20 protein-coding genes are annotated in these 22,721 nt (G+C 73.1%); 10 read left to right on the top strand and 10 right to left on the bottom strand.

Annotation, left to right across the window (positions count from 1 at the left end):
• Window positions 1–194: 194 nt before the first annotated feature.
• On the bottom strand, window positions 195–644 hold the full coding sequence (locus tag C8E97_RS31975) for a DUF5319 domain-containing protein (RefSeq protein WP_170212049.1): 450 nt from the start codon (window positions 642–644) through the stop codon (window positions 195–197).
• Window positions 645–715: 71 nt separating this feature from the next.
• Here C8E97_RS31975 and guaB point away from each other — a divergent pair, with 71 nt between their 5' ends.
• From guaB to C8E97_RS31950, 5 genes are all read left to right on the top strand, one after another.
• On the top strand, window positions 716–2,227 hold the full coding sequence (guaB, locus tag C8E97_RS31970; RefSeq protein ID WP_121009673.1) for an IMP dehydrogenase: 1,512 nt from the start codon (window positions 716–718) through the stop codon (window positions 2,225–2,227).
• Between the two features lie 60 nt (window positions 2,228–2,287).
• Window positions 2,288–3,421: a GuaB3 family IMP dehydrogenase-related protein gene (locus tag C8E97_RS31965; RefSeq protein WP_121009670.1), complete on the top strand. Its 1,134-nt coding sequence runs from the start codon at window positions 2,288–2,290 to the stop codon at window positions 3,419–3,421.
• A 343-nt stretch (window positions 3,422–3,764) separates the two neighbouring features.
• Window positions 3,765–5,480 carry an FAD-dependent oxidoreductase gene (locus tag C8E97_RS31960; protein ID WP_121009667.1) on the top strand — a complete coding sequence of 572 codons (1,716 nt, stop codon included), beginning with the start codon at window positions 3,765–3,767 and terminating at the stop codon, window positions 5,478–5,480.
• A 124-nt stretch (window positions 5,481–5,604) separates the two neighbouring features.
• Window positions 5,605–6,564: an MBL fold metallo-hydrolase gene (locus C8E97_RS31955; protein ID WP_121009664.1), complete on the top strand. Its 960-nt coding sequence runs from the start codon at window positions 5,605–5,607 to the stop codon at window positions 6,562–6,564.
• Window positions 6,561–7,889, top strand: coding sequence for an FAD-dependent monooxygenase (locus C8E97_RS31950; RefSeq protein ID WP_246019295.1), 1,329 nt, complete (start codon window positions 6,561–6,563; stop codon window positions 7,887–7,889). Before C8E97_RS31955 ends, C8E97_RS31950 begins: the two co-directional genes overlap by 4 nt.
• Before the next feature lie 410 nt (window positions 7,890–8,299).
• Here C8E97_RS31950 and C8E97_RS31945 read toward each other — a convergent pair whose 3' ends face one another.
• Window positions 8,300–9,745 carry an aldehyde dehydrogenase family protein gene (locus tag C8E97_RS31945; protein WP_121009661.1) on the bottom strand — a complete coding sequence of 482 codons (1,446 nt, stop codon included), beginning with the start codon at window positions 9,743–9,745 and terminating at the stop codon, window positions 8,300–8,302.
• A 47-nt stretch (window positions 9,746–9,792) separates the two neighbouring features.
• On the opposite strand from C8E97_RS31945, the gene guaA reads away from it, so the two are divergent.
• Complete coding sequence (guaA, locus tag C8E97_RS31940; protein ID WP_121009657.1) at window positions 9,793–11,361, top strand: glutamine-hydrolyzing GMP synthase; 1,569 nt, start codon at window positions 9,793–9,795, stop codon at window positions 11,359–11,361.
• A gap of 491 nt (window positions 11,362–11,852) precedes the next feature.
• Here guaA and C8E97_RS31935 read toward each other — a convergent pair whose 3' ends face one another.
• On the bottom strand, window positions 11,853–12,344 hold the full coding sequence (locus tag C8E97_RS31935; protein WP_121009654.1) for an antibiotic biosynthesis monooxygenase family protein: 492 nt from the start codon (window positions 12,342–12,344) through the stop codon (window positions 11,853–11,855).
• A 93-nt stretch (window positions 12,345–12,437) separates the two neighbouring features.
• Complete coding sequence (locus C8E97_RS31930) at window positions 12,438–12,863, bottom strand: nitroreductase/quinone reductase family protein (RefSeq protein WP_121009651.1); 426 nt, start codon at window positions 12,861–12,863, stop codon at window positions 12,438–12,440.
• Window positions 12,864–12,956: 93 nt separating this feature from the next.
• On the opposite strand from C8E97_RS31930, the gene C8E97_RS31925 reads away from it, so the two are divergent.
• On the top strand, window positions 12,957–13,523 hold the full coding sequence (locus tag C8E97_RS31925; protein WP_121009648.1) for a TetR/AcrR family transcriptional regulator: 567 nt from the start codon (window positions 12,957–12,959) through the stop codon (window positions 13,521–13,523).
• A 198-nt stretch (window positions 13,524–13,721) separates the two neighbouring features.
• Here the strand turns inward: C8E97_RS31925 and C8E97_RS31920 are convergent, their stop codons facing one another.
• Window positions 13,722–13,925 carry a hypothetical protein gene (locus C8E97_RS31920; RefSeq protein WP_246019294.1) on the bottom strand — a complete coding sequence of 68 codons (204 nt, stop codon included), beginning with the start codon at window positions 13,923–13,925 and terminating at the stop codon, window positions 13,722–13,724.
• Window positions 13,918–15,126, bottom strand: a complete 1,209-nt coding sequence (locus C8E97_RS31915; RefSeq protein WP_246019293.1) for a PspC domain-containing protein — start codon at window positions 15,124–15,126, stop codon at window positions 13,918–13,920. The genes C8E97_RS31920 and C8E97_RS31915 overlap by 8 nt, the downstream gene beginning before the upstream one ends.
• 76 nt (window positions 15,127–15,202) lie before the next feature.
• Between C8E97_RS31915 and C8E97_RS31910 the strand changes: the two genes are divergently transcribed.
• Window positions 15,203–16,492, top strand: a complete 1,290-nt coding sequence (locus tag C8E97_RS31910; RefSeq protein ID WP_121009642.1) for an ATP-binding protein — start codon at window positions 15,203–15,205, stop codon at window positions 16,490–16,492.
• 16 nt (window positions 16,493–16,508) lie between these two features.
• The gene (locus C8E97_RS31905) at window positions 16,509–17,174 is read left to right on the top strand and encodes a response regulator (RefSeq protein ID WP_121009639.1); all 666 of its coding nucleotides are present in this window, start codon (window positions 16,509–16,511) and stop codon (window positions 17,172–17,174) included.
• A gap of 10 nt (window positions 17,175–17,184) precedes the next feature.
• Here the strand turns inward: C8E97_RS31905 and C8E97_RS31900 are convergent, their stop codons facing one another.
• The 3 genes from C8E97_RS31900 to C8E97_RS31890 form a co-directional block, all read right to left on the bottom strand.
• The gene (locus C8E97_RS31900) at window positions 17,185–18,456 is read right to left on the bottom strand and encodes a serine/threonine-protein kinase (RefSeq protein WP_246019291.1); all 1,272 of its coding nucleotides are present in this window, start codon (window positions 18,454–18,456) and stop codon (window positions 17,185–17,187) included.
• A gap of 22 nt (window positions 18,457–18,478) precedes the next feature.
• Window positions 18,479–18,889 carry an SsgA family sporulation/cell division regulator gene (locus C8E97_RS31895; RefSeq protein WP_121009636.1) on the bottom strand — a complete coding sequence of 137 codons (411 nt, stop codon included), beginning with the start codon at window positions 18,887–18,889 and terminating at the stop codon, window positions 18,479–18,481.
• A 184-nt stretch (window positions 18,890–19,073) separates the two neighbouring features.
• Complete coding sequence (locus C8E97_RS31890) at window positions 19,074–19,997, bottom strand: DMT family transporter (protein ID WP_121009633.1); 924 nt, start codon at window positions 19,995–19,997, stop codon at window positions 19,074–19,076.
• 75 nt (window positions 19,998–20,072) lie between these two features.
• On the opposite strand from C8E97_RS31890, the gene C8E97_RS31885 reads away from it, so the two are divergent.
• The gene (locus C8E97_RS31885; protein WP_121009630.1) at window positions 20,073–20,966 is read left to right on the top strand and encodes a LysR family transcriptional regulator; all 894 of its coding nucleotides are present in this window, start codon (window positions 20,073–20,075) and stop codon (window positions 20,964–20,966) included.
• A 99-nt stretch (window positions 20,967–21,065) separates the two neighbouring features.
• Here C8E97_RS31885 and C8E97_RS31880 read toward each other — a convergent pair whose 3' ends face one another.
• Window positions 21,066–22,652: a serine/threonine-protein kinase gene (locus tag C8E97_RS31880; protein ID WP_121009627.1), complete on the bottom strand. Its 1,587-nt coding sequence runs from the start codon at window positions 22,650–22,652 to the stop codon at window positions 21,066–21,068.
• Window positions 22,653–22,721: the final 69 nt, after the last annotated feature.

The following is a 22,721-nucleotide window of genomic DNA, read 5'->3' as shown; positions in this document are numbered from 1 at the left end:
GGTGCCCGCGCGCCCGGCGGTCGGTGCCCGAGGCCCGGTGGTCCGGGTTTCCGGCGGGAACGGCCGGGCGCTCCCGCGAATTGGGGCCGTCCGCGATCCGGGGCCGTCCGGCCCGCGCCCGCGCTGGTGCGAGGTGCCTCACGGCCGTCGGCGGCGAGTGATCCGTCACATACCGACCGGTCGGCGCGGCGTGATCAGCGCGCGCTCTCGGTCGCCGTCACGCCGTCGGCGTAACCGCGGCAGTACTCCCAGCTGACGTACGCCGCCGGGTCCGGGTCGTAGGCGGGCTCGTGCGGGCGCATCCGGCCGTCCGACAGCAGCTGCTCCAGGCTCGACCGCAGCAGCGCCCAGTCGTGGTAGTGCGGCTCCTGGCACTCGCCGCAGTCCACCACGATCCCCCTGACCCCACGGGGTTCCAGCAGTGCCTGGTAGACGGCGAGGTCGCTCAGGTCGCCGATCAGCTCGGTCCGCTCGACGTCGTCCATCGGCGGGTGGTCGTGGTCGTCGTCCGGTGCGCCCAGGGCCCGCGCCGGGTCCTCGGGGTCGCCCGCGAACGGGTCTGGTGGCAACGCGTCGTGCGGCACGACCACGCACGGTACCGGGCGGACCCCCGGCCACGTCCAGATACCATGACCTGAACCCATCGCCGCCTGCGGAAAACCCCCTCCGCCGCGGGTGGCGGGATCACCGCACGACGGAAGGCAAGCCAGCCGCCATGACCAGCGAGCTCAACGCTGACGGAGTCCCACCCAAGTTCGCCATGCTGGGACTGACCTTCGACGACGTACTGCTGCTGCCCGCTGAGTCCGAGGTCGTGCCGAGCGGCGTGGACACCAGCACCAGGATCTCCCGCAACATCACCCTCCGCGTGCCGCTCGCCTCCGCCGCGATGGACACGGTGACCGAGGGCCGGATGGCCATCTCGATGGCCCGCCAGGGCGGGATCGGCGTCCTGCACCGCAACCTCTCGATCGACGAGCAGGCCCGCCAGGCGGAGACCGTGAAGCGCTCCGAGGCGGGCATGGTCAGCGACCCGGTGACGTGCTCGCCGGACGACACCATCAAGCACGTGGACGACCTGTGCGCCCGCTACCGCATCTCCGGCGTGCCCGTCACCGACGCCGCGGGCAAGCTCGTGGGCATCATCACCAACCGGGACATGCGGTTCGAGGTGGACCACACCCGCAAGGTGAGCGAGGTCATGACCAAGGGGCCCCTGGTCACCGCGCAGGTCGGCGTCTCCGCCGAGGCCGCGCTGGGCCTGCTGCGCCGCCACAAGATCGAGAAGCTGCCGATCGTGGACGGCGACGGCAAGCTGCGCGGCCTGATCACCGTCAAGGACTTCGTCAAGACCGAGCAGTACCCGAACGCCTCCAAGGACCCGGACGGCCGCCTGCTGTGCGCCGCGGCGATCGGTGTCGGCGAGGACAGCTTCGCCCGCGCGATGGCGCTGGCCGACGCGGGCATCGACGTGATCATGGTCGACACCGCGCACGGCCACCAGCGCAACGTGCTGGAGATGGTCGCCCGCGTGAAGAAGGAGCTGGGCGAGGGCGTCGACGTCGTCGGCGGCAACGTGGCGACCCGCGCGGGCGCGCAGGCGCTGGTGGACGCGGGCGCGGACGGCGTGAAGGTGGGCGTCGGCCCCGGCTCGATCTGCACCACGCGCGTCGTCGCCGGCGTGGGCGTGCCGCAGATCACCGCGATCTACGAGGCGAGCCTCGCGTGCGCGCCGGCGGGCGTGCCGGTGATCGGCGACGGCGGCATCCAGTACTCGGGCGACATCGCCAAGGCCATCGCGGCCGGCGCGAGCGCGGTCATGCTGGGCAGCCTGCTCGCGGGCACCGCCGAGTCGCCGGGCGAGCTGGTCCTGGTCAACGGCAAGCAGTTCAAGACCTACCGGGGCATGGGCTCGCTGGCCGCGCTCCAGGGCCGCGGCGAGGCCAAGTCGTACTCCAAGGACCGCTACTTCCAGGACGACGTGCTGTCCGAGGACAAGCTGGTGCCCGAGGGCATCGAGGGCCGCACGCCGTTCCGGGGCCCGCTGTCGTCGGTGGTGCACCAGCTCGCGGGCGGCCTGCGCGCGGCGATGGGCTACACCGGGTCGCGGACGATCGCGGAGCTCCAGCACAAGCAGCTGGTCCGCATCACCGCGGCGGGCTTGAAGGAGAGCCACCCGCACGACATCACGATGACCGTAGAAGCCCCGAACTACACGACCCGCTGAGCCGGCCCGCCGGACCGCGGTCCGGCGGGTTCCCGCCAGCTCCACGAGAGGACGACAAAGGTGCGCGATCTGGTCGAGATCGGCATGGGCCGGACCGCGAGGCGGGCCTACGAGCTGGACGACGTCGAGATCATCCCGTCCCGCAGGACCCGCTCGTCCAAGGACGTCTCGACGGCGTGGCAGATCGACGCCTACCGGTTCGAGATCCCGCTGATCACCCACCCGACCGACGCGATCGTGTCGCCGGGCACGGCGGTCGCGGTCGGCGAGCTGGGCGGACTGGGCGTGCTCAACGCCGAAGGGCTGTGGGCGCGCCACGGCGACGTGGAGGACGCGCTGTTCCGGCTGGTGCAGTCGGTCGAGGACACCGACGACCCGGCCGCGCCGGTGAAGGTGCTCCAGGAGTTGCACTCCGCGCCGGTCCGCCTGGACCTGATCGCCGAGGCGATCAAGCAGGTGCGCGAGTCGGGCGTCACGGTGGCGGTGCGGGTGAGCCCGCAGCGGGCCGCCGAGCTGACGCCGGACCTGCTCGCGGCCGGCGTGGAGATCCTGGTCGTGCAGGGCACGATCATCTCCGCCGAGCACGTGTCGCGGGACGGCGAGCCGCTGAACCTGAAGTCGTTCATCGCGGACCTGGACATCCCGGTCATCGCGGGCGGGGTCGGCGACTACCGGACGGCCATGCACCTGATGCGCACCGGCGCGGCGGGCGTGATCGTCGGCTACGGCTACACGCCGGGCGTGACGACCACGGACTCCGTGCTGGGCATCGGCGTGCCGATGGCGACGGCGATCGCGGACGCGGCGGCGGCGCGGCGGGACTACCTGGACGAGACCGGTGGCCGGTACGTGCACGTCATCGCCGACGGCGGCGTGCTGACCAGCGGTGACGTGGCCAAGTCGATCGCCTGCGGCGCGGACGCCGTGATGCTGGGCGAGCCGCTGGCGGCGGCGTCGGAGGCGCCCGGCCAGGGCCTGTACTGGACGGCGTCGTCGGCGCACCCGTCGGTGCCGCGCAGCCACGTGTCGACCGGGGTGGACCAGGTGGTCGACCTGCGCAGCCTGCTGTTCGGGCCGTCGGTGGACCCGCGCGGCGTGACGAACCTGTTCGGCTCGCTGCGCCGGGCGATGGCGAAGACGGGCTACTCGGACATCAAGGAGTTCCAGAAGGTCGGCCTGACCGTGCGGGGTTAGTGGGCTGTGTTCAATGGCCGCTGCTCCGCAGACGGCGGGCGAGGCCGCCATTTTGTCGGGCTGTCGCGCCTGATTCCCCGCTGTGTTGGATGGCCGCTGCTCCGCAGACGGCAGGCGAGGCCGCCATCAAGTCGGGCTGTCGCGCCTGATTCCCCGCCGATCGAAGAGCGTGATCGGCGGGGAATCAGGCGCGACAGCCCGACGGCGGCCTCGCGGTGCGGGAGCGGGTGGCTGTGTGAGGGCGGCGACTTGGTCGTGCGGGGTGGGGCGCCTCGGCTTCGTGCGGGGTGCTGGATCGATTGAGAGTAGCTGTTACTGCTAGTTACGCCTACTGTGCCAAAGCATGGGTGGACTGGCCGGTAACATCACGGATTACGACGTCGTCGTCGTCGGGTCCGGGTTCGGGGGCAGCGTCGCGGCCCTGCGCCTCACCGAGAAGGGCTACCGCGTCGCCGTGGTCGAGGCGGGCAGGCGGTTCGCCGACCACGAGTTCGCCAGGACGTCGTGGGACCTGCGGCGATACCTGTGGGCGCCCGCGCTGGGCTGCTACGGCATCCAGCGCATCCACGCGCTGCGCAACGTCATGATCCTGGCCGGCGCCGGGGTGGGCGGCGGGTCGCTGGTGTACGCGAACACGCTCTACCGGCCGCTCAAGCCGTTCTACCGGGACCGCCAGTGGGCGCACATCACCGACTGGGAGGCCGAGCTGGCCCCGTTCTACGACCAGGCGAGCCGGATGCTCGGCGTGGTGGAGAACCCCACGACCACACCGTCCGACGAGGTCATGCGGCTGGTCGCCAAGGACATGGGCGTGGCGGACAGCTACCACCCGACGCCGGTCGGCGTGTTCTTCGGCGAGCCGGGCCGCGAGGCCGAGGACCCGTTCTTCGGCGGCGCGGGACCGCGTCGCACCGGGTGCGTGGAGTGCGGCGAGTGCATGACCGGCTGCCGCGTGGGCGCGAAGAACACCCTCGTCAAGAACTACCTGTACCTGGCCGAGCGCAACGGCGCGGAGGTGCTGCCGCTCACCACCGTCACCGACCTCCGGCAGGCCGCGGACGGCACCTGGTCGGTCGGCGTCCGCCGCACGGGCGGCAAGCTGCGCCGGGGCCGCCGCGTGATCACCGCAGGCCAGGTGGTGCTGGCGGCGGGCACGTGGGGCACCCAGCAGCTGCTGCACCGGATGAAGGCGGAGGGCAGGCTGCCCCGGCTGTCGCCCAGGCTGGGCGAGCTGACCCGGACCAACTCCGAGGCGATCATCGGCGCGGGCCGCTTCACCGTGGACGAGGAGCGGAACTTCAGCCGGGGCGTCGCGATCACGTCGTCCATCCACCCGGACGAGCAGACGCACATCGAGCCGGTCCGCTACGGCAGGGGCAGCAACGCGATGGGCCTGCTCCAGACGCTGGCCACGGACGGCGCGAAGAGCACGCCGCGGGTGGTCCAGTTCCTCGCGCAGGCCCTGCGGCACCCCGTGCGCTTCGCGCGCATCCTGTCCGTGCGCCGCTGGAGCGAGCGGACGGTGATCCTGCTCGTCATGCAGAGCCTGGACAACTCGATCACCACGTACAGCAGGAAGGGGCTGTTCGGCCGCCGCGGGCTCGGCTCCAGGCAGGGCCACGGCGAGCCGAACCCGACCTTCATCCCGGCGGGCCACGAGGCGAACCGCTTGGCGGCGCGGCACATCGGCGGCGTGGCGGGCGGCACGTGGGGCGAGCTGTTCAACATCCCGCTCACCGCCCACTTCATCGGCGGGTGCCCGATCGGCTCGGACGCGGCGTCCGGCGTGATCGACCCCTACCACCGGGTGCACGGCTACCCCGGCCTGTCGGTGGTGGACGGCGCGGCGATCTCGGCGAACCTGGGCGTGAACCCGTCGCTGACCATCGCGGCGCAGGCGGAGCGCGCCTTCTCGCTGTGGCCGAACAAGGGCGAGGTCGACCGGCGGCCCGCGCAGGGCGAGGCGTACCGGCGGGTGCCCGCCGTCCCGCCGGTGCGGCCGGCCGTGCCGCCGTCCGCGCCGGGCGCGCTGCGGTTGCCCGTCGTCGAGGTGCGGTAGGCGGCGGGGCCGAGCGGTGGCGTGCGCGGCGCGGGCTTCGCGGTGCCGTGGGAGGTGCGGTCGCCTGAAGTGCCGCCGGGAGAAGGCTCGTGGCGGTCGCCGCGCCGGTCCTATGGTGGGAGGCGTGGCAACGAAGCCGTTCGCGTCCAGTGCCGACCTCGCGCCCAAGGACGAGGAGTTCGTCGAACTCGCCGAAGGCGTCTACGCCCTCACCGCCGAAGGCGACCCGAACGTGGGCGCGATCGAGGGTGAGGACTTCCTGGTCTGCGTCGAGGCCAGGGCCACGCCCGTGGCCGCCCGGCGCTGGCTGCGAATGCTCCGCGAGCGCACCGACAAACCCGTGCGGTACCTGGTGCTGAGCCACTACCACGCCGTGCGGACGCTGGGCGCCAGTGCGTTCGGCGCGGAGCAGGTGGTCGCGCACGAGCGGACGCGGGCGCTCATCGCCGAGCGCGGCGAGGAGGACTGGGCCAGCGAGTACGGCCGGATGCCGCGCCTGTTCGAGGAACCCGGCTCGATCCCCGGCCTGACGTGGCCCACGCTCACGTTCTCCGACCGGCTCACCATCCCGCTCGGCGGCGACCGCGGCGACCTCGAACTGCGGTACTGCGGGCGCGGGCACACGGCGGGCGACATCGTGGCGTGGCTGCCGAGCCGGCGCGTCCTGTTCGCGGGCGACCTCGTGGAGTCGCGGGCCGCGCTGTACACCGGGGACGCGTTCCACGACGACTGGGCGACGTCCACCCTGGACAACGTCGCCGCGCTGGGCGCGGAGGTGCTGGTCGGCGGGCGCGGCGCGGTGGCCCGCGGCAAGGCCGAGGTGGACGCGGCGATCGCGCAGTCCCGCCACTTCCTGGACGAGCTGCGGCGCGCGGTCGGGGCCGTGCACCGGCGCGGCGGCACGGTGGCCGAGGCGTTCACCGCCGCGCACCGGGCGCTCGCGCCGAGGTACGGGCGGTGGCCGATCTTCGAGCACTGCCTGCCGTTCGACGTGCAGCGGTACTGGGACGAGTGCGAGGGCGTCGACTGGCCGCGCGTCTGGACCGCGGAGCGGGATCGCGAGGTGTGGGCGGCGCTGCGGTGATCCCGGTGCTGGTGGTGGGCGCGGGTCCGGTCGGCATGACGGCCGCGCTGCTGCTGGCCCGCGCCGGCGTGCCGAGCGTGCTCCTGGAGGCGGCCGAGGGGCGCGCCGCCGTCGGCAGCCGGGCGATCTGCGTCCAGCACGACGTGCTCGACGTCCTGGAGCGCGTCGGCGCGGGCCAGGCCGTCGTGGACGCCGGGATCACCTGGTACCGGGGCCGCACGTTCTTCCGCGACCGCGAGCTGCTGACCGTGGAACTGCCCCGGCGGCAGGGGTTCCCGCCGTTCGTCAACACACCGCAGACCGACGTGGAGCGCATCCTGGAGGACCGCGTCCGCGCCGAGCCGCTGATCGGACTCCGGTACGGGCACCGGGTCGTCGACCTCCGGCAGGGCGACACCGTCACCGTCACCGCGGAGGACGCCGCCGGGCGGCGGGTCGCGTTCGAGGGCACGCACTGCCTGGCGGCCGACGGCGTCAAGTCCACCGTCCGCGACCTGCTCGGCATCGGGTTCGAGGGCCACTCCTTCGAGGACCTGTTCGTCATCGCGGACATCGCCGTCGACCTGGGCCACCGGGAACCGGAGCGGCTGTTCTACTTCGACCCCGCCTGGCACCCCGGCCGGCAGGTGCTGCTGCACCCGCAGCCGCACGGCGTGTACCGGGTCGACTGGCAGGTGCCGGAGGGCTTCCGGCTGACCGACGAGCACATCCGGGCGATCACCGGATCCCGGCCGTACGAGGTGCGGTGGCGGTCGACCTACCGGTTCCACCAGCGCCGCGCCACGCGGTTCCGCGTCGGCCGGGTGCTGCTGGTCGGCGACGCCGCGCACGTGATGAGCCCGTTCGGCGCGCGTGGCCTGAACTCGGGCATCTGCGACGCGGACAACGCCGCGTGGAAGGTCGCGCTGGACCGCGCGGGCGAGGCCGGTCCCGCGCTCCTCCCGTCGTACGAGCAGGAGCGCGGCGCGGCGGCCGACGAGAACCTGCGCGTCACCGGCGAGACCATGCGGTTCCTGGTGCCGCGCACGGACGCCGAACGCGCGCGTCGCCACGAGGTCCTGTCGACCGGCGACACCGCGCGGATCGACTCGGGGCGGATGTTCGAGCCGTTCGCCTACCGCGACTCGCCGCTCACCAGCCCCGGCTGCACCGGGGCGCTCGCCGCCGACGGCGCGCGGGCGGGCCCCGGGTTCACCGTGGTGGACGGGGCCCTGATCCGCCCGGACGGCCACCTGGCCGCCGTCGGCACCGACCTGACCGCCGCCCTCCGGCGCGCCAAGGGCTTCACCGCGGACGCGCCGCCGCGCACCGCGCCACCACCCTGAACCGCGCGGCTCACGGCCACCGGTCAGCGCTTGTCCCGGTTCGCGGTGGACAGCCGCGCCGGCACGTCGTCGGCCGCGAACCGCCGCTGCGACCCGGCCGCGATCCGGGGAACGCGCTGCCGACGGCGCTCACCGCCCGCAGCACGGCCGAAGCGGCGTTCGCCTCCGCCCGGTCCCGCTCGACCGCGTCGAGCACGGCCGCCGCGACGTCCTCCGGTGACGCGGTGCCGACTCCGGCCGGGCGGCGTCACGCCCGCGTCGGCGAGCATCCCGGCGTCCCGCACGCAGCGACACGCCCACGCCGGTGCCCGCGAGGTCCTGCCGCACGCCGAGCCCGAACCCGCGCGGGCCGAACTCGGCGGCGTTGTAGAGCGCGGGCACCCCGGAGACGTTCCCGCGGGGCGCGACCGTCACAGGGTGACGCCGGTCAGCACCATCGTCCGCTCCTCGGTGAAGTCCTCCATCGCCGACCGCACGCCCTCGCGCCCCTTCCCGGAGCCCTTCACCCCGCCGTACGGCATCTGGTCGGCCCGGTAGGACGGCACGTCGCCGATGATCACGCCACCCACCTCCAGCTCGGCCGCCGCCTCGAACGCCACCGCCAGGTCCCGCGTGAACACCCCGGCCTGCAAGCCGTACTCGGTGGCGTTGGCCTGCTCGAACGCCTCGCCGACCGAGTCCACCACGGACACCGCCAGCACCGGGCCGAACACCTCCTGGCGCCACAGCCGAGCCGACGCGGGCACGTCCTGCACGACCGTCGGCTCGACCGACGTCCCCGACCGCCCGCCGCCGACGTGCAGCGTCGCGCCGCCGGACACCGCCTCGGCGACCCACTCCTCGACCCGCCGCGCGTTGTCCTCGTCGATCAGCGGCCCGACCTCGACCTCCGGGTCGTGCGGGTCGCCGGTCCGCAGCGACCGCACCGCGGCCACCAGCTTGGGCACGAACTCGTCCGCGACGTCCCGGTGCACCAGCACCCGCTGGACCGCGATGCACGACTGGCCCGCCTGGTAGTTGCCGAACGTGGCGATCCGCGAGGCCGCCTGGTCCAGGTCCGGCCAGTCCGCGCACACGATCGCCGCGCTGTTCGACCCCAGCTCCATCACCACGTGCTTGCGCGGCGCGGCCTCGGCCAGCGACCACCCGACCGCCGTCGAACCGGTGAACGAGATGACCGGCAGCCGCTCGTCGGTCACCAGCGCCTTCATGTCCGACCCGCGCACCGGCAGCACCGAGAACGCGCCCTCGGGCAGGTCCGTCCCGGCCAGCAGCTCGCCGAGCAGCAGCGCGGACAGCGGCGTCGCCGACGCGGGCTTCACGACCACCGGCGCGCCCACCGCCAGCGCCGGCGCGACCTTGTGCGCCACCAGGTTCAGCGGGAAGTTGAACGGCGCGACGGCCAGCACCGGCCCGCGCGGCACGCGGCGCACCAGCGCCAGCCTGCCCTCGCCGGTGGGGTCGGTGTCCAGCCGCTGGAGGTCGCCGGTGAACCGCCGCGCCTCCTCGGCGGCGAACCGGAACGTGTTCACCGCGCGGGTGACCTCGACGTTCGCCCACTTGAGCGGTTTGCCGTTCTCGGCGGTGATCGTCTCGGCGATCTCCTCGGCCCGCTCGGTGAGCGCCTGCGACACCCGCAGCAGCGCCGCCGCGCGCACGTGCGCCGGTGTGCGGCGGAACTCCCTGGCCACCGAGGCCGCCGCCGCCACCGCCCGTTCCACCTGGTCAGGGCCGGGCACGGCGACCGAGGCGACCTCGGTGCCGTCGAAGGGGTGGTAGACGGTGGTGGCCTGCGCGCCCTGCTCCGGTCGACCGGCGATCCAGCAGGGCCGTGGCTGCGGGGTAATCGCGTCCATACGCCACAACCTAGGCCGTTCTGAGCATCCGGTGCAGGTCTGAGACGATGTCAGCCGTGTCCGAGAGCAGCAGCCGCCCAGTCCTGGTCATCGACTTCGGCGCGCAGTACGCGCAGCTGATCGCCCGTCGCGTGCGGGAAGCACAGGTGTACTCCGAGGTCGTGCCCCACACCGCGACGGTGCCCGAGCTGCTGGAGAAAGACCCGTCGGCCATCGTCCTTTCGGGTGGTCCGTCGAGCGTCTACGAGCCGGGCGCGCCACAGGTGGACCCGAAGCTGTTCGAGGTCGGCGTGCCGGTCTTCGGCATCTGCTACGGCTTCCAGGCGATGGCGGGCGCGCTCGGCGGGACCGTCGAGCACACCGGCACCCGCGAGTACGGCCGCACCGAGCTGGGTGTCACCGAAGCGGGCGGCCTGCTGCACGAGGAGCTGCCCGGCACCCACCCGGTGTGGATGAGCCACGGCGACTGCGTCACCGAGGCGCCCGAGGGCTTCACGGTCACCGCGACGAGCGAGGGCGCGCCCGTGGCCGCGTTCGAGGACCGGGAACGCCGCTTCGCCGGCGTCCAGTACCACCCCGAGGTGGGGCACTCGCCGCACGGCCAGGAGGTGCTGCGCCGCTTCCTGCACGAGATCGCCGGCATCCGTCCCCAGTGGACGACGTCGTCCATCGTCGACGAGCAGGTCGCCCGCATCCGCGAGCAGATCGGCGACGGCAAGGCCATCTGCGGCCTGTCCGGCGGCGTCGACTCGGCGGTCGCGGCGGCACTCGTGCAGCGCGCCATCGGCGATCGCCTGACGTGCGTCTTCGTCGACCACGGCCTCCTGCGGGCGGGCGAGCGGGCGCAGGTGGAACGCGACTACGTGGCCGCGACCGGGGTCAAGCTGGTGACCGTGGACGCGCGCGACCGCTTCCTCGCGGCGCTGTCCGGCGTCACCGACCCGGAGGAGAAGCGCAAGATCATCGGCCGCGAGTTCATCCGCGTGTTCGAGCAGGCCGAGCGCGACCTGAAGGCCGAGGGCGACTACCGGTTCCTCGTGCAGGGCACCCTGTACCCGGACGTGGTCGAGTCCGGCGGCGGCGCGGGCACGGCGAACATCAAGAGCCACCACAACGTCGGCGGCCTGCCGGACGACCTCCAGTTCACGCTCGTCGAGCCGCTGCGCGCGCTGTTCAAGGACGAGGTCCGACGCGTGGGCACCGAACTGGGCCTGCCCGAGACCATCGTGCAGCGGCAGCCGTTCCCTGGCCCCGGGCTCGGCATCCGGATCATCGGCGAGGTGACGGCGGAACGCCTGGAGATCCTCCGCAAGGCCGACGCCATCGCGCGCGAGGAACTGACCAGCGCCGGCCTCGACCGCTCCATCTGGCAGTGCCCCGTCGTGCTGCTGGCCGACGTGCGCAGCGTCGGCGTGCAGGGCGACGGCCGCACCTACGGCCACCCGGTCGTCCTGCGCCCGGTGTCCAGCGAGGACGCGATGACCGCCGACTGGACCCGTTTGCCTTACGACGTCCTGGAACGAATCTCGACCCGGATCACCAACGAGGTCGCAGAGGTGAACCGCGTAGTGCTGGACGTGACGAGCAAGCCGCCGGGCACCATCGAATGGGAGTGACCCCCAACCGGACACGCTGACCCACGCACCCGAACCGGCCCACCCCCTGGGCACACCTCGGTCGGGCTGCGTGTCATCCCCGTACGGCCTGCCCGCAGGGCAACCGCGCTCGTCAGAGGGGCGCAAGCACGCTTCACCGCTTGCGCCCCTCTGACGAGTGTGGTGGTCTTTGACAGGCCGTACGGGGATGACACGCAGCCAAAGCTTTCACGCGCAGCGTGAAAGCTTGCAAAGCTTCGAAGAAGCTTTGCCCCCATCCTCGGTGGCCTGCCCGTCCGGCGAGGACTCTTTTCTTCCGGCGAGAATCCGCACGGAAGTTCTTCGGTCCCGGCGGTTCGCTCCTCTGCCGCGTTGTTCCTCTGCCGCGTTGTTCCTCTTCCGGCCAATGGCCCGATCCCCCGACCACGGCCGTGCGGACATCGCGGGCACCGGCAGCGGTCAGCGAAGCCGCGATCCCCGGCAGATCCGGGCGAAGGTCGTCTCCCCGCCGATCACCAAGACCGGTACGTCGAGGCGCTCGGCGTGCACGGTGTCGGGTTCCCGGTGCTCGACGTCCTCAGCGGTGATCGCCTCGGGGTGTGCGGCGAGCCCGTCGTCGTGGCCGGTCCGGGGACGTGGTGCTGCGGTCGGGAGATCGAGCGGAAGCGCGCGAAACGCGCCGAGGCCGGGATTGCGAACTCGCTGAGGAAGGCGTCGCTGACAGGGCCGACCACCCGGATGTCGAGCAGTTCCGTCGCGTCGCCCCAGAGCTCCTGCCCCGCGGCCGTGACGCGCAAGTGGTCGCGGATGGCCTGCTCGTCGGCGTAGCGCTCATGCTGGAGGATGATGCCGTCTTCCCGGCGGAAGAGGTGGTACTCCAGGACGTAGGGCTCCTCGGCCTCCGTCAGCGGCAGCACGGTTTCCAGGTACTGCTCGAAGAGCGCTTCTCGGCCGGCGACGACCCGGTAGGCGAAGATGAGGTCGACCTGGGGCGAATTGGTCATCGCGTCTTTCCGTTCTTGTTCGACCGCAGTGGTGCTGTGTCACTGCCAAGTCGGCATGTGTTCATCTCTGGTGGCGTGGATGACGCGGCGCGGTCAGCCGGCAGCGCCGTCGACGAAGTCGACCCGGACGAGCGGGCTGCCGGTCATCCACTGTTCGAGCGGTTCGACCGGCTGCCGGATGCCCGCTGGGTTCCAGGGCTGGTTCAGGTCGGAGATGATCGCGCTGAACACGTGCTCGCGGAGCCGCGGGTCGTGCACCGGCGTCCCGATCGCCGGGAGGTCCGCGCGCACTCCGTTCTTGAGGTGGAAGGTGAACCGCGGGGTGCGCAGGATGTTGGCGTACCAGCCGCGCTTCGCGGGTGAGGTGCTGAGGTAGACCTGCCCGTCGACCCGGTAGAACCAGACCTCGATCCGCCTGGGCCGCCCGGTCCGGGCCCCGGTCGTCGTGATGTCGATCGTGCGGTCCCGTGACCGTGACGCCGGCGTGATCGCCAACGCCTTTCGGATCTCCGCGTCCATCGCGGGCCCTCCAAGTAAGTAAGTACTGATTTACTTTACACTAGGGCGGGACCAAGCCCTTGTCAAAGGACGCCCGCACCGCCAGGAGGCCGCATGTCCCCGCGCGACGCCCACGCCACCAAGGCGCGCATCCTGCGCGCCGCCACGGCCGAGTTCGCCGAGCACGGCTACGCGGGTGGACGCGTTGATCGGATCGCGCGCGAGGCGGGGACCAACGTGCGGATGATCTACGCCTACTTCAGCGGCAAGGACGGCCTCTTCGACGCCGCTGTCACCAGCGCGGTCCAGTCGATGGCGGCCGCGGTGCCCCCGAGGGCCGACGACCTGCCCGCATGGGCGGGGGAGTTGTTCGACTACCACCGTCGCGAGCCCTCGGCCCTGCGCATCACCATGTGGGCCCGCCTCGAACGCCCGGAAGCCGCCGCCGAGCCGATGGAGAGCTACGTCTCCAAGACCACGACGGTGTCAAGCGTCGACAGCGCCCCGCTGACAGCAGTCGACCTACTGGTCTTCATCTACGCCATCGCCCAGGCGTGGTACCTCACGCCGACCGGGCTGCTGCGCGCGGACGGCTCGGACCCCGCCGACCCCCGGCGAATCGCCGACCACCGCGCCTCGATCGTCACCGCGGTCACACGTTTCGTCCGCGCCGCCGACTGAACCGGCCAAGGCCGACCGTCCACACCGGACAGGCCCGCGGGTCTCACCCCGGCGGGAACCCCACCACCGGGAAGTCCGCTCGGCCGTGGGTCCGGGTCGGTGCGGCGCGAGCAGGGCGGAGGGCGCGAGGACGCCGGAAGGGCCGTCTCCGTCGGTGCGGAGATGGCCCTTCCGGTCCCCCAGTGGTCGCGTCGGTGGTTATCGGCGTCGCCGAGCCGCCCCTGCCAGCAGGCCCAGGCCGATCACCATCGCGCCGCCCGCCAGGACCCACCGCAGGTCCAGGAAACCGGGCCACGAGGCGCCGTCGGACAGCATGTAGGCGGAGGCCACCAGGGCTGCCGCCCCGAACACCAGGCCCACCACGTCGATTCCCCGCTTCTCGTTCATCTCCTGGTCAGCCACGGCTCACCACCACCTTTCCCACGCCGGCCCGGATGTCCAGCTCGATCTCCAGGCCGCCTTCGCCGTCCCGGTCGTTGTCGGTCACGTTCTCCGTGCGGTCGCGCCCGTTGCTCTCGACGCCCAGGCACTCCACCGAACCGAGGCCGGTGTGGCAGTCCACGACCACGTCGGCGTCGGCCGGCACGCGGACGTCCACGCTGCCCACGCCCACCTCGACGTGGGTCTGCACCTTGCCGCTGTTGGGCAGGCCGGTCAGGTCCAGGTCGATGCTCCCGGCCTTGGTGTCGTAGCGGGGCTGGACCTGGTCGACCGCCGCGGGGCGCGCCCGCACGTCGCCGACGCGGTCCGAGCCGTCGAGCGCGTCGAAGTCGAAGCTGGTCATCGCCACGCCGACCAGGCTCAGCGGCACGACCAGGCCGATGAGGCCGCGCCCACCGCCCCGCACGGCACCGACCAGCAGGCCGAGGCCGAGGGTGGCCACGACGAGGCCGATGGTGTGCGCGGGGGTGAACCAGGGGCTGTAGGACGACGCGACGAGCGCGCCCGCCAGGACGACCAGCGACAGCCCGAACGTCACCCCGCCGACCCGCGAGCGCGGCTTGGCCGGCTTGGCGGCCTGCTCGACGGGTGCCGGGGCGGGCGTCGGCTCGGGCAGGTCCCACGCGAACGGCGCCGCGCCGAGCGGGTCCCAGGCCGGCGGGGTCGGGTCGGTGGTCGCGGTCGGTCTGGTCGGGTCCACGGGGCTCACCTCGGGAGCGGCTGCGGGCGGGCGGTTGAGCGGGCCTCGGCTGCGGTGCAGCAGGTAGATCGCGCCGACGGAGAGCAGCACGCCACCCACCATCGTGAAGCCGCCGTCGACGAAGAAGCCGGTGGCGGGGAGCAGCGCGAGGCCGAGGAGGATGGTCAGCGGCACCGGGGTCGAGCTGCGGCCCCGGCCGAGCAGCGCCTCCGCGGCGGACGCCTCGTCGCCCTCCTGCGCCAGCCACAGCCAACCCAGCAGGTAGATGAGGATGCCCGCGCCGTTGCACAGCAGCATCGCCACGAACGCCACCCGGACGACCACCGGGTCGATCCGGTACCGCTCCGCGATGCCGGCGGCCACCCCGGCGATCTTGCGCCCGTCGTGGGGCCGCCTGGGCCGGCTGGCCCAGAAGTCCTTCAGCGTCTCCTCGACGCCCGCTGCGCTCAGGTTCCCGCTCACGGTGACGAGCATGGCGGCCGGCGGTCCGCCCGCACATCCGGGACGCACCCTGAACCGGGCATCGGGTGGAACCCTGATGGAACGGGACCCGCGCCCGTGTGACCATCGGGGGGTGAGTGCGCAGGTGGACACCGCCCCGGTCAAGCAGCCGGCCAAGCCCGTCGAGCCGGTGCGCAGGCGCCGGGCGGGGCGCGTGGTCGCGGGTGTGGCCGGTGGTGTCGCCGACCACCTCGGCGTCGAGGTGTTCTGGGTGCGGGCGGCGTTCGCCGCGCTGACCGCGCTCAACGGGGTCGGCGTCGTGGCGTACGGCCTGCTCTGGCTGTTCGTGCCGCAGCGCGCGGCCACGGGGCGGGAGGAGCCGTCGACCAACCCCCGCGAGCGCCAGCAGGCGCTGGGCCTGGTGGCGCTGGGCATCGGCGCGGCCGTCATGAGCGGGCTGCTGTCCGGCCCGGTCAGCGGCTGGATCGTCGGGCCGCTCGCGGTGGCCCTGGTCGGCGCGGCCGTCGTGTGGCGGGAGGCGGACGAGGCGCAGCGCCGCCGCTGGCGGGACGGTGCGAAGTCCGGTGTCCTGGGCACCGGCCGGTCCGGGGTCGTCCGGGTCGCGGCGGGCGTGGCGCTGGTCGCGATCGGCATCGGCGTGCTGCTGATCAGCAGCTACGGCATCGACCAGCTGCGGTTCGCGCTGCTCGCGGTGGTCGCGACGCTGGGCGGGGTGGCGGTGCTCACCGTGCCGCTGTGGATCAAGCTGATCAACGACCTCGGCGAGGAGCGCCGGGTCCGCATCCGGACCGAGGAACGCGCCGAGATCGCCGCCCACCTGCACGACTCCGTGCTGCAAACGCTTGCGCTGATCCAGAAGCAGTCCGAGCACCCGCGCGAGGTCAAGCGGCTCGCCCGCGGCCAGGAGCGGCAGCTCCGGGACTGGTTGTACGGTCGCAGCGTGGAGGAGGCCGACCGGCCCAGCACCCTGTCGGCCGCGGTCGCGAAGGCGGCCGGCGAGGTGGAGGACCAGTTCGCGCTGAGCGTCCAGCAGGTCGTCGTGGGCGACTGCGACCTCGACCACAACCTGCTGGCGCTGGTGCAGGCGGCGCGCGAGGCGATGGTGAACGCGGCCAAGCACGCGGGCGTCGCCGAGATCAGCGTCTACGGCGAGGTGGAACCCGATCAGGTGGCGGTGTTCGTGCGCGATCGGGGGAAGGGGTTCGACCCGGACCTGGTTCCGGAGGACCGGCATGGCCTGGCGGACTCCATCCGGGGGAGGATGGACCGGCACGGTGGGGAGGTCCGGCTGCGCACCACCCCCGGCGAGGGGACCGAGGTGCAGCTGATGATGCCGAGGAAGACCTCCGGCGGGGCCGGAGACTGACAACGGAGGCCAGGACGTGACAGGCCGGAAGACCGCGGTGCGGGTGTTCCTCGTGGACGACCACGCGCTGTTCCGCGCGGGCGTGCGGGCGGAGCTGGACTCGATCACCGACGAGGTGGACGTGATCGGCGAGGCAGGCTCGGTCGGCGAGGCCGTCGTCGGCATCAACCACCTGAAGCCGGACGTGGTGCTGCTGGACGTGCACATGCCCGACGGCGGCGGCGCGGAGGTGCTGCGCCAGGTCCGCACCGCGCTCCCCGAGGTGGTGTTCCTGGCGCTGTCGGTGTCCGACGCGGCCGAGGACGTCATCGCGGTCATCCGGGCGGGCGCGCGGGGCTACGTCACCAAGACCATCTCCAGCCAGGAGCTGGTGCGCGCGGTGGTGCGGGTGTCCGAGGGCGACGCGGTGTTCAGCCCGCGCCTGGCCGGGTTCGTGCTGGACGCGTTCGCGGACCGCCCCGGCGCGGCGCCGATCAGCGACCCGGAGCTGGACCTGCTGACCCCGCGCGAGCGGGACGTGCTGCGGCTGCTCGCGCGCGGCTACGCGTACAAGGAGATCGCGTCCGAGCTGTTCATCTCGGTGAAGACGGTCGAGACGCACGTGTCGAGCGTGCTGCGCAAGACCCAGCTGTCCAACCGCTACGAACTGTCCCGCTGGGCATCGGACCGACGCCTGGTCTAGCGGACCTGGGCTAGATCGGCTCGGAGTGGACGATCTGGAGGCGACCACCGGCGGACTCGACCAGGAGCCGGTACCGCTCGGTGACGGGCCCGCTGTCCCGCACGAAGGTCAGCTGGACCTCGGCGAGGTACCGGGTGTCGTCGTGCCGGGCCGCCACGACGCCTTCGGCGTGCACCTCGGCGTACTGGCCCCAGAACCCCGTGTACTCCGCGATGTCCGGCCGGAACGACGGCGCCAGGTCCTGCCACGCCGCGTGCGGGTCGTCCGTGACCTTGGCGTAGTGGGCCGTCACGAAGTCGGCGACCTCGGACTCGGGTGGCACCGCCGGCGCCGCGTCGCCCGACGGCGAGTGCGCGGGCGCGGGCGGCGAGGTCAGCGACACGGCCGTGACGGTCCCGGCCGCCGCCAGGAGGATCACGGCGGCGATCGCCGGCGCGAGCCACCCGCGCCGCTGCCGCCGCTCGGCGGGCGGGTCGGCCGCCAGCAGGTCGACGACCTCGGCGGCGGTGGGCCGCTCCGCCGGGTCGATCGACAGCAGCCGCGTGAGCACGGGCGCGAGCGCGGTGTCCCGCGCCGGCGGCGCGATCTCGCCGTTCGCGGCCTTGTAGAGCAGTCCCAGGCTGTTGTCGGACGCGCCGTACGGCGAGCTGCCCTCGGTCGCCGCGTACAGCGTCGCGCCGAGGGAGAACACGTCCGAGGCCGGGTCGGGCGCGCCGCCGCGCGCCACCTCGGGCGCGAGGTACGCGGGCGTGCCGGTGATCATGCCGCTGTCGGTGAGCGTGCCGTCGTCCACCGCGCGGGAGATGCCGAAGTCGGTGAGCTTGACCGCGCCGTCGTGGCCGATGAGCACGTTCGACGGCTTGACGTCCCGGTGCGCGATGCCCGCCGCGTGCGCCGCGGCCAGCGCCTCCGCCACGTACCCGCAGATCCGCGCCGCCTCCGGCGCGTCCAGCGGCCCGTGCTCGGCCAGCAGCGCGGCCAGGCTGCGCGCGGGCACGTACTCCATGACCAGCCACGGCCGGTCGTCCTCGACGACCACGTCGAAGACCGCCACCGCGTGCGGGTGGTGCAGCCGGGCCGCGTTGCGCGCCTCGCGCATGGCCCGCGCCGCGGCCACCTCGGCCGCCGCGGGCGTGAGGTCGGGCCAGCGGAGCTGCTTCACCGCGACCTCGCGGTCCAGCACCGGGTCGTGCGCCCGCCACACGACGCCCATCGCGCCGTTGCCGACCCGTTCGACCAGCCGGTACCGGTCGCCTATCGTCCCCCCGGAGGACCTGTGCACCTGAAGGAGCGTAGCGACCGGGTCAGTTGGTCGAGACGAGCTTGGCCAGTTCACGGTCGAAGTCGATCCACAGGTCCTCCTCGCCGGGCTGGACGACGTCGTAGGTCAGGTCCAGGAACTCGGCGATGTCCTCCGCCTGCGCGGACAGGATCGCGAACCCGGTCGGCGCGTTCAGCTCCAGCAGGACCCGCTCCGGGTCGTCGGCCGCCGGCCGCACCAGGATGTCGCCCTCGCCGGACGGCGTCAGCAGGCCGTCGGCCAGCAGGTCGCGGGCGAAGATCCACTCGACCTTGCCCTGACCGGTGTGGAACAGGACGGCCACCGCGTAGGGGTCTTCCGGCTCGTAGTGCAGCTCGGCCTCCACGGGCGCGGGCGCGACGCCTGGCACGAGGAGGTGGAACGTCGTCTTGGTGGTGATGCTCTCGGTGCTCATGTCCCCTGGGTTCCCTTCCGGTGTCGGTCCCTCTCAGGAGAGAAGACGTCCGAGGGACCGATTCGGGACGTGGAACGCCTGAACTACACGCGATCGGGGGAGACCCGCGTCGCAGTTCCACCCGTTTGCCCACCCCGGCCGTCTCAACTGGCCATACCGGTGAGTAACCCAGAGTTATCGCAGGTCACTTGAGCGTAGTCGACGGCTCGCGCTCGACCGGGACGATCGCCGTCGCGGGCTGCTTCCGGGTCAGCGCGACGCCGACCAGCACCACGACCATGCCCGCCACCACCCGCGCGTTCAGGTCCTCGCCGAGGAACGCCGCGCCGAGCAGCACGGACACCACGGGCAGCAGGTAGCCGACCGTGGTGGCGTTGGTGGCGCCCTCGTCCTCGATGAGCCGGTAGTTGATGACGAACGCCACACCGGTGCCGAACACGCCCAGCACGCCCACGGCGAGCAGCGGCTGCCAGTCCAGGTGCACCGGCTGCAAACCGCCCACCGGCACCACCAGCGCGGCCAGGCCGGACGCGGTGACGAGCTGCGTCGACGAGAGCTGGAGCGGCGACAACCCCCGCCCGGAGACGACCCGGCCGACGTAGGTGTAGCTGACCGCGTACGAGGCGGCGGCGGCCAGGCAGGCCAGCGCGCCCCAGCTCGCCAGCCCGGCCTGCTGCCACGGCGCGAAGATCAGCAGGGTGCCCGCGAAGCCCAGCACGAGCCCGGCGAGCCGGGCGCCGCCGCGCCGCCGCTCGTAACCCAGCGCGAGGCCGATGGCCAGGGTCCACAGCGGGGTGGTGGCGTTGAGCACGCCCGCCACGCCCGAGTCCACGGACCGCTCGCCGAGCGCGAACAGGGCGAACGGGAGCACGCTGCCGAACACCGCGGCGAACGCCAGGTGGCCCCACGAGGCCCGGTCGCGGGGCAGCCGCTGACCGCGGGCGTGGAGGAGCACCACCAGCACGGCCGCGCCCAGGGCGGTGCGGGCGAGGGTGATCTGGACCGGGGACAGCCCGGTCAGCGCGATCTTGATCCACAGGAAGCTGGAACCCCAGAGGAGGGCGAGGACGCCCATCCTGACCAGCGTGCCGGGTCTGTTCACCAGCACATGCTGGTCGAGGCGAAGCAACAGGACAAGTGAATTCACGTGCACAACCGTTAAGCAGCGCTGTACGATCCCGTGATGCTGGACGTGCGTCGGATGCAGGTGCTCCGGGCCGTGGTGACGACCGGCTCGATCACCGCCGCCGCGGCCAACCTCGGCTACACCCCGTCCGCCGTCAGCCAGCAGGTCGCCGCGCTGGAGAAGCAGGCCGGCCTGCCGCTGCTGGACCGGGTCGGGCGGGGCGTGCGGCCCACCGTCGCTGGCCGCCTGCTCACCGAGCACGCCGCCCACATCACCGACCGGCTGGTCGAGGCGGAGGCGGCGCTCGCCGACCTGCGCGCGGGCCGCACCGGCCGGCTGCGGGTCCGCTACTTCGCCACCGCGGGCGCGGCGCTCGTGCCGCCCGCCGTGGCCGCGTTCCAGGCGCGGCACGCCGACGTGCGGCTCGACCTGAAGCTCATCGAGCCGGACGACCCGGTGGTGGAGGTCGCGGCCGGGCGCGCCGACGTGGCGCTGTCCGTGCTGCCGCGCGACGCGGAGGTGCCGCGCGGCGTGCACGTCGTGCACCTGCTCGACGACCCGTACCTGGTGGCGCTGCCGCGCGGGCACGACCTGGCGCGCAAGCGCGTCCTCGACCTCGCCGACTTGGCCGACGAGCCGTGGGTGGACGCGGTGCGCCCGCCCGGACCGTGCCGGGACGCCGTACTCGACGCGTGCGCGGCGGCAGGGTTCGCGCCCAACTTCGTGCTGGAGGCCGACGACTACCCCACCGCGCAGGGGTTCGTGGCCGCCGGGCTGGGCGTGGCGGCCGTGCCGAAGCTCGCGCTGGACACCGTGCACCCCGGTGTGGCGGTGCGCCGCCTGCGCCGCCCGGAGCCGACCCGCGCCATCTGCGCGGCCGTCCGGGAGGGCGACCGGTCGTCACCGGCCGTGCGGACCCTGCTGGACGCGCTGACGGCCGCGATCGCCTGAACCCGGCCGCCCGCGCCGCCGGTGCCGGGCCGGGCCGCCGGTGCCGGATCAGGCCGCCCGCGCCGGGCCGCCGGTCCGGGTCCGCGCCGGGTCGTCGGGCTAGACCCGGCCCAGGTGGTGGTCCCTGGCGATGAACAGCCCCTGGCGCTCCCACTTGAGCACGATCAACCGGCGCTCGCGGGACACCGAGTTGTCCTTCATGTTGTAGGTGATCTCGACCTCGTACGCGTACGGCTCGTTGATCTTCACGCTGTTCAGCTCGATCGACCGGACCTGGCCCCACCAGCCCTTGTACCCGTCGAGCCCGCCCGAGTTGCTCTGCATCTCGGCGGTGAGCCGGACGAAGCCGTCCTCCACGTTGGTGGGCATCAGCGCGAAGTAGTCCCGGATCGCCTGCTCCTGCTGCTGCGGCGTCGGGTCGGTGGTGATCTTCGCGGGCGGCGGGGTCGGCTTCTTGCTCGGCGTCTCCGACGGCTCGCCGCCGGCGGCCTGCTTGGTGGTCGACGTGGTCGGCCCGGCCGCCTGCTGCTGCTCGCCGCCGTCCTTGGACCACATGCTGGCCAGCAGGATGCCGACCACGGCGGCGGCCACGATCGCCAGCGCCGTGAACACCGTGGACCGCTTGCTCTTGACCGGACCCCGGCTCGCGGGCCTGCCCGCGGGGCGCGGCGCGGCGGCCGGTCGCGCGGGCGGTGGCGACGCGGGCTTCGCCGGGCGCGGCGGCGTCGGCGCGGGTGCCACGCGGGTGGAGTTCGCCGCTGGCGCGAGGGCGCGGGTCGCGGCCTGCTGCGGCACCTGCACGGGCGCGCCCTGCCACGACGGCGGGTGCGACGTCGGCAGCGCCACCGGGAAGTCCGGCGCGGCCCGGCCGGCGGCCACCGCGGCCAGCGCCTCCTTGGCCTCCGCCATCGTCGGCCGGTCCTCCGGCTCGGCGCGCAGCAGGCGCATCAGCAGCGCCGTCAGCGGGCCCGCCTGCTTGGGCGGCGTCACCTTGCCCGACGCGACCTGGTGCAGCAGGGCGATCGTGTTCTCGTTCAGCCCGAACGGCGGCATGCCCTCGATCGCCGCGTACAGCGTGGAACCCAGCGAGAACACGTCCGAGGGCGGGCCGGGGTCGTACCCCTTCGCGACCTCGGGCGCCAGGTAGGCCGGGGTGCCGGCGAGCATCCCGGTCGCGGTGACCGTGACGTCGCCGGTCGCGCGGGAGATGCCGAAGTCGGTGATCTTGACCGTGCCGTCGTCGCCCAGGAGCACGTTGCCCGGCTTGATGTCCCGGTGCACGATGCCCGCGTTGTGCGCGGCGGCCAGCGCGGACGCGACCTGCGAGCCGATCGACGCCACGTCGCGCGGCGGCAGCGTCCCGCGCTCGGACAGCACGGTGGACAGGCTCTTCGACGGCAGGTACTCCATCACCAGCCACGGCTGGCCGTCGTCCTCGGCCACGTCGTAGACCGCGATCGCGTGCGGGTGCTGCAACCGGGCCGCGATCCGGCCCTCGCGCATCGCGCGCCGCTTGGCCTCGTCCGTGTCCGCTTCGGCCAGGCCCGGCTGGAGCAGGAGCTGCTTCACCGCGACGGTGCGGTGCAGGCGCTCGTCGTGCGCCTGCCAGACGATGCCCATCGCTCCGCTGCCGATCCGCTGGCCCAGTCGGTAGCGGCCGGCAACCAGGCGGCCATCGTCGGTCACAGGGTGCTCCAAAGCTGCTCAGGCTGTTTCAGTGACGAACACCGGTTACATCGCCACTAGGACAAGAAC

Origin of the sequence: Saccharothrix australiensis (genome assembly GCF_003634935.1) — a bacterium.
GTDB lineage: Bacteria > Actinomycetota > Actinomycetes > Mycobacteriales > Pseudonocardiaceae > Actinosynnema > Actinosynnema australiense.
This window is presented reverse-complemented; position numbering and strand designations above follow the sequence as displayed.

What these genes read in the sequence shown, in the direction of transcription:
- C8E97_RS31975 (WP_170212049.1), bottom strand. Translation starts at nt 644, where the DNA reads ATGGGTTCAGGTCATGGTATCTGGACGTGGCCGGGGGTCCGCCCGGTA.
- guaB (WP_121009673.1), top strand. Translation starts at nt 716, where the DNA reads ATGACCAGCGAGCTCAACGCTGACGGAGTCCCACCCAAGTTCGCCATG.
- C8E97_RS31960 (WP_121009667.1), top strand. Translation starts at nt 3,765, where the DNA reads ATGGGTGGACTGGCCGGTAACATCACGGATTACGACGTCGTCGTCGTC.
- C8E97_RS31945 (WP_121009661.1), bottom strand. Translation starts at nt 9,745, where the DNA reads ATGGACGCGATTACCCCGCAGCCACGGCCCTGCTGGATCGCCGGTCGA.
- guaA (WP_121009657.1), top strand. Translation starts at nt 9,793, where the DNA reads ATGTCAGCCGTGTCCGAGAGCAGCAGCCGCCCAGTCCTGGTCATCGAC.
- C8E97_RS31935 (WP_121009654.1), bottom strand. Translation starts at nt 12,344, where the DNA reads ATGACCAATTCGCCCCAGGTCGACCTCATCTTCGCCTACCGGGTCGTC.
- C8E97_RS31930 (WP_121009651.1), bottom strand. Translation starts at nt 12,863, where the DNA reads ATGGACGCGGAGATCCGAAAGGCGTTGGCGATCACGCCGGCGTCACGG.
- C8E97_RS31925 (WP_121009648.1), top strand. Translation starts at nt 12,957, where the DNA reads ATGTCCCCGCGCGACGCCCACGCCACCAAGGCGCGCATCCTGCGCGCC.
- C8E97_RS31910 (WP_121009642.1), top strand. Translation starts at nt 15,203, where the DNA reads ATGGAACGGGACCCGCGCCCGTGTGACCATCGGGGGGTGAGTGCGCAG.
- C8E97_RS31895 (WP_121009636.1), bottom strand. Translation starts at nt 18,889, where the DNA reads ATGAGCACCGAGAGCATCACCACCAAGACGACGTTCCACCTCCTCGTG.
- C8E97_RS31885 (WP_121009630.1), top strand. Translation starts at nt 20,073, where the DNA reads ATGCTGGACGTGCGTCGGATGCAGGTGCTCCGGGCCGTGGTGACGACC.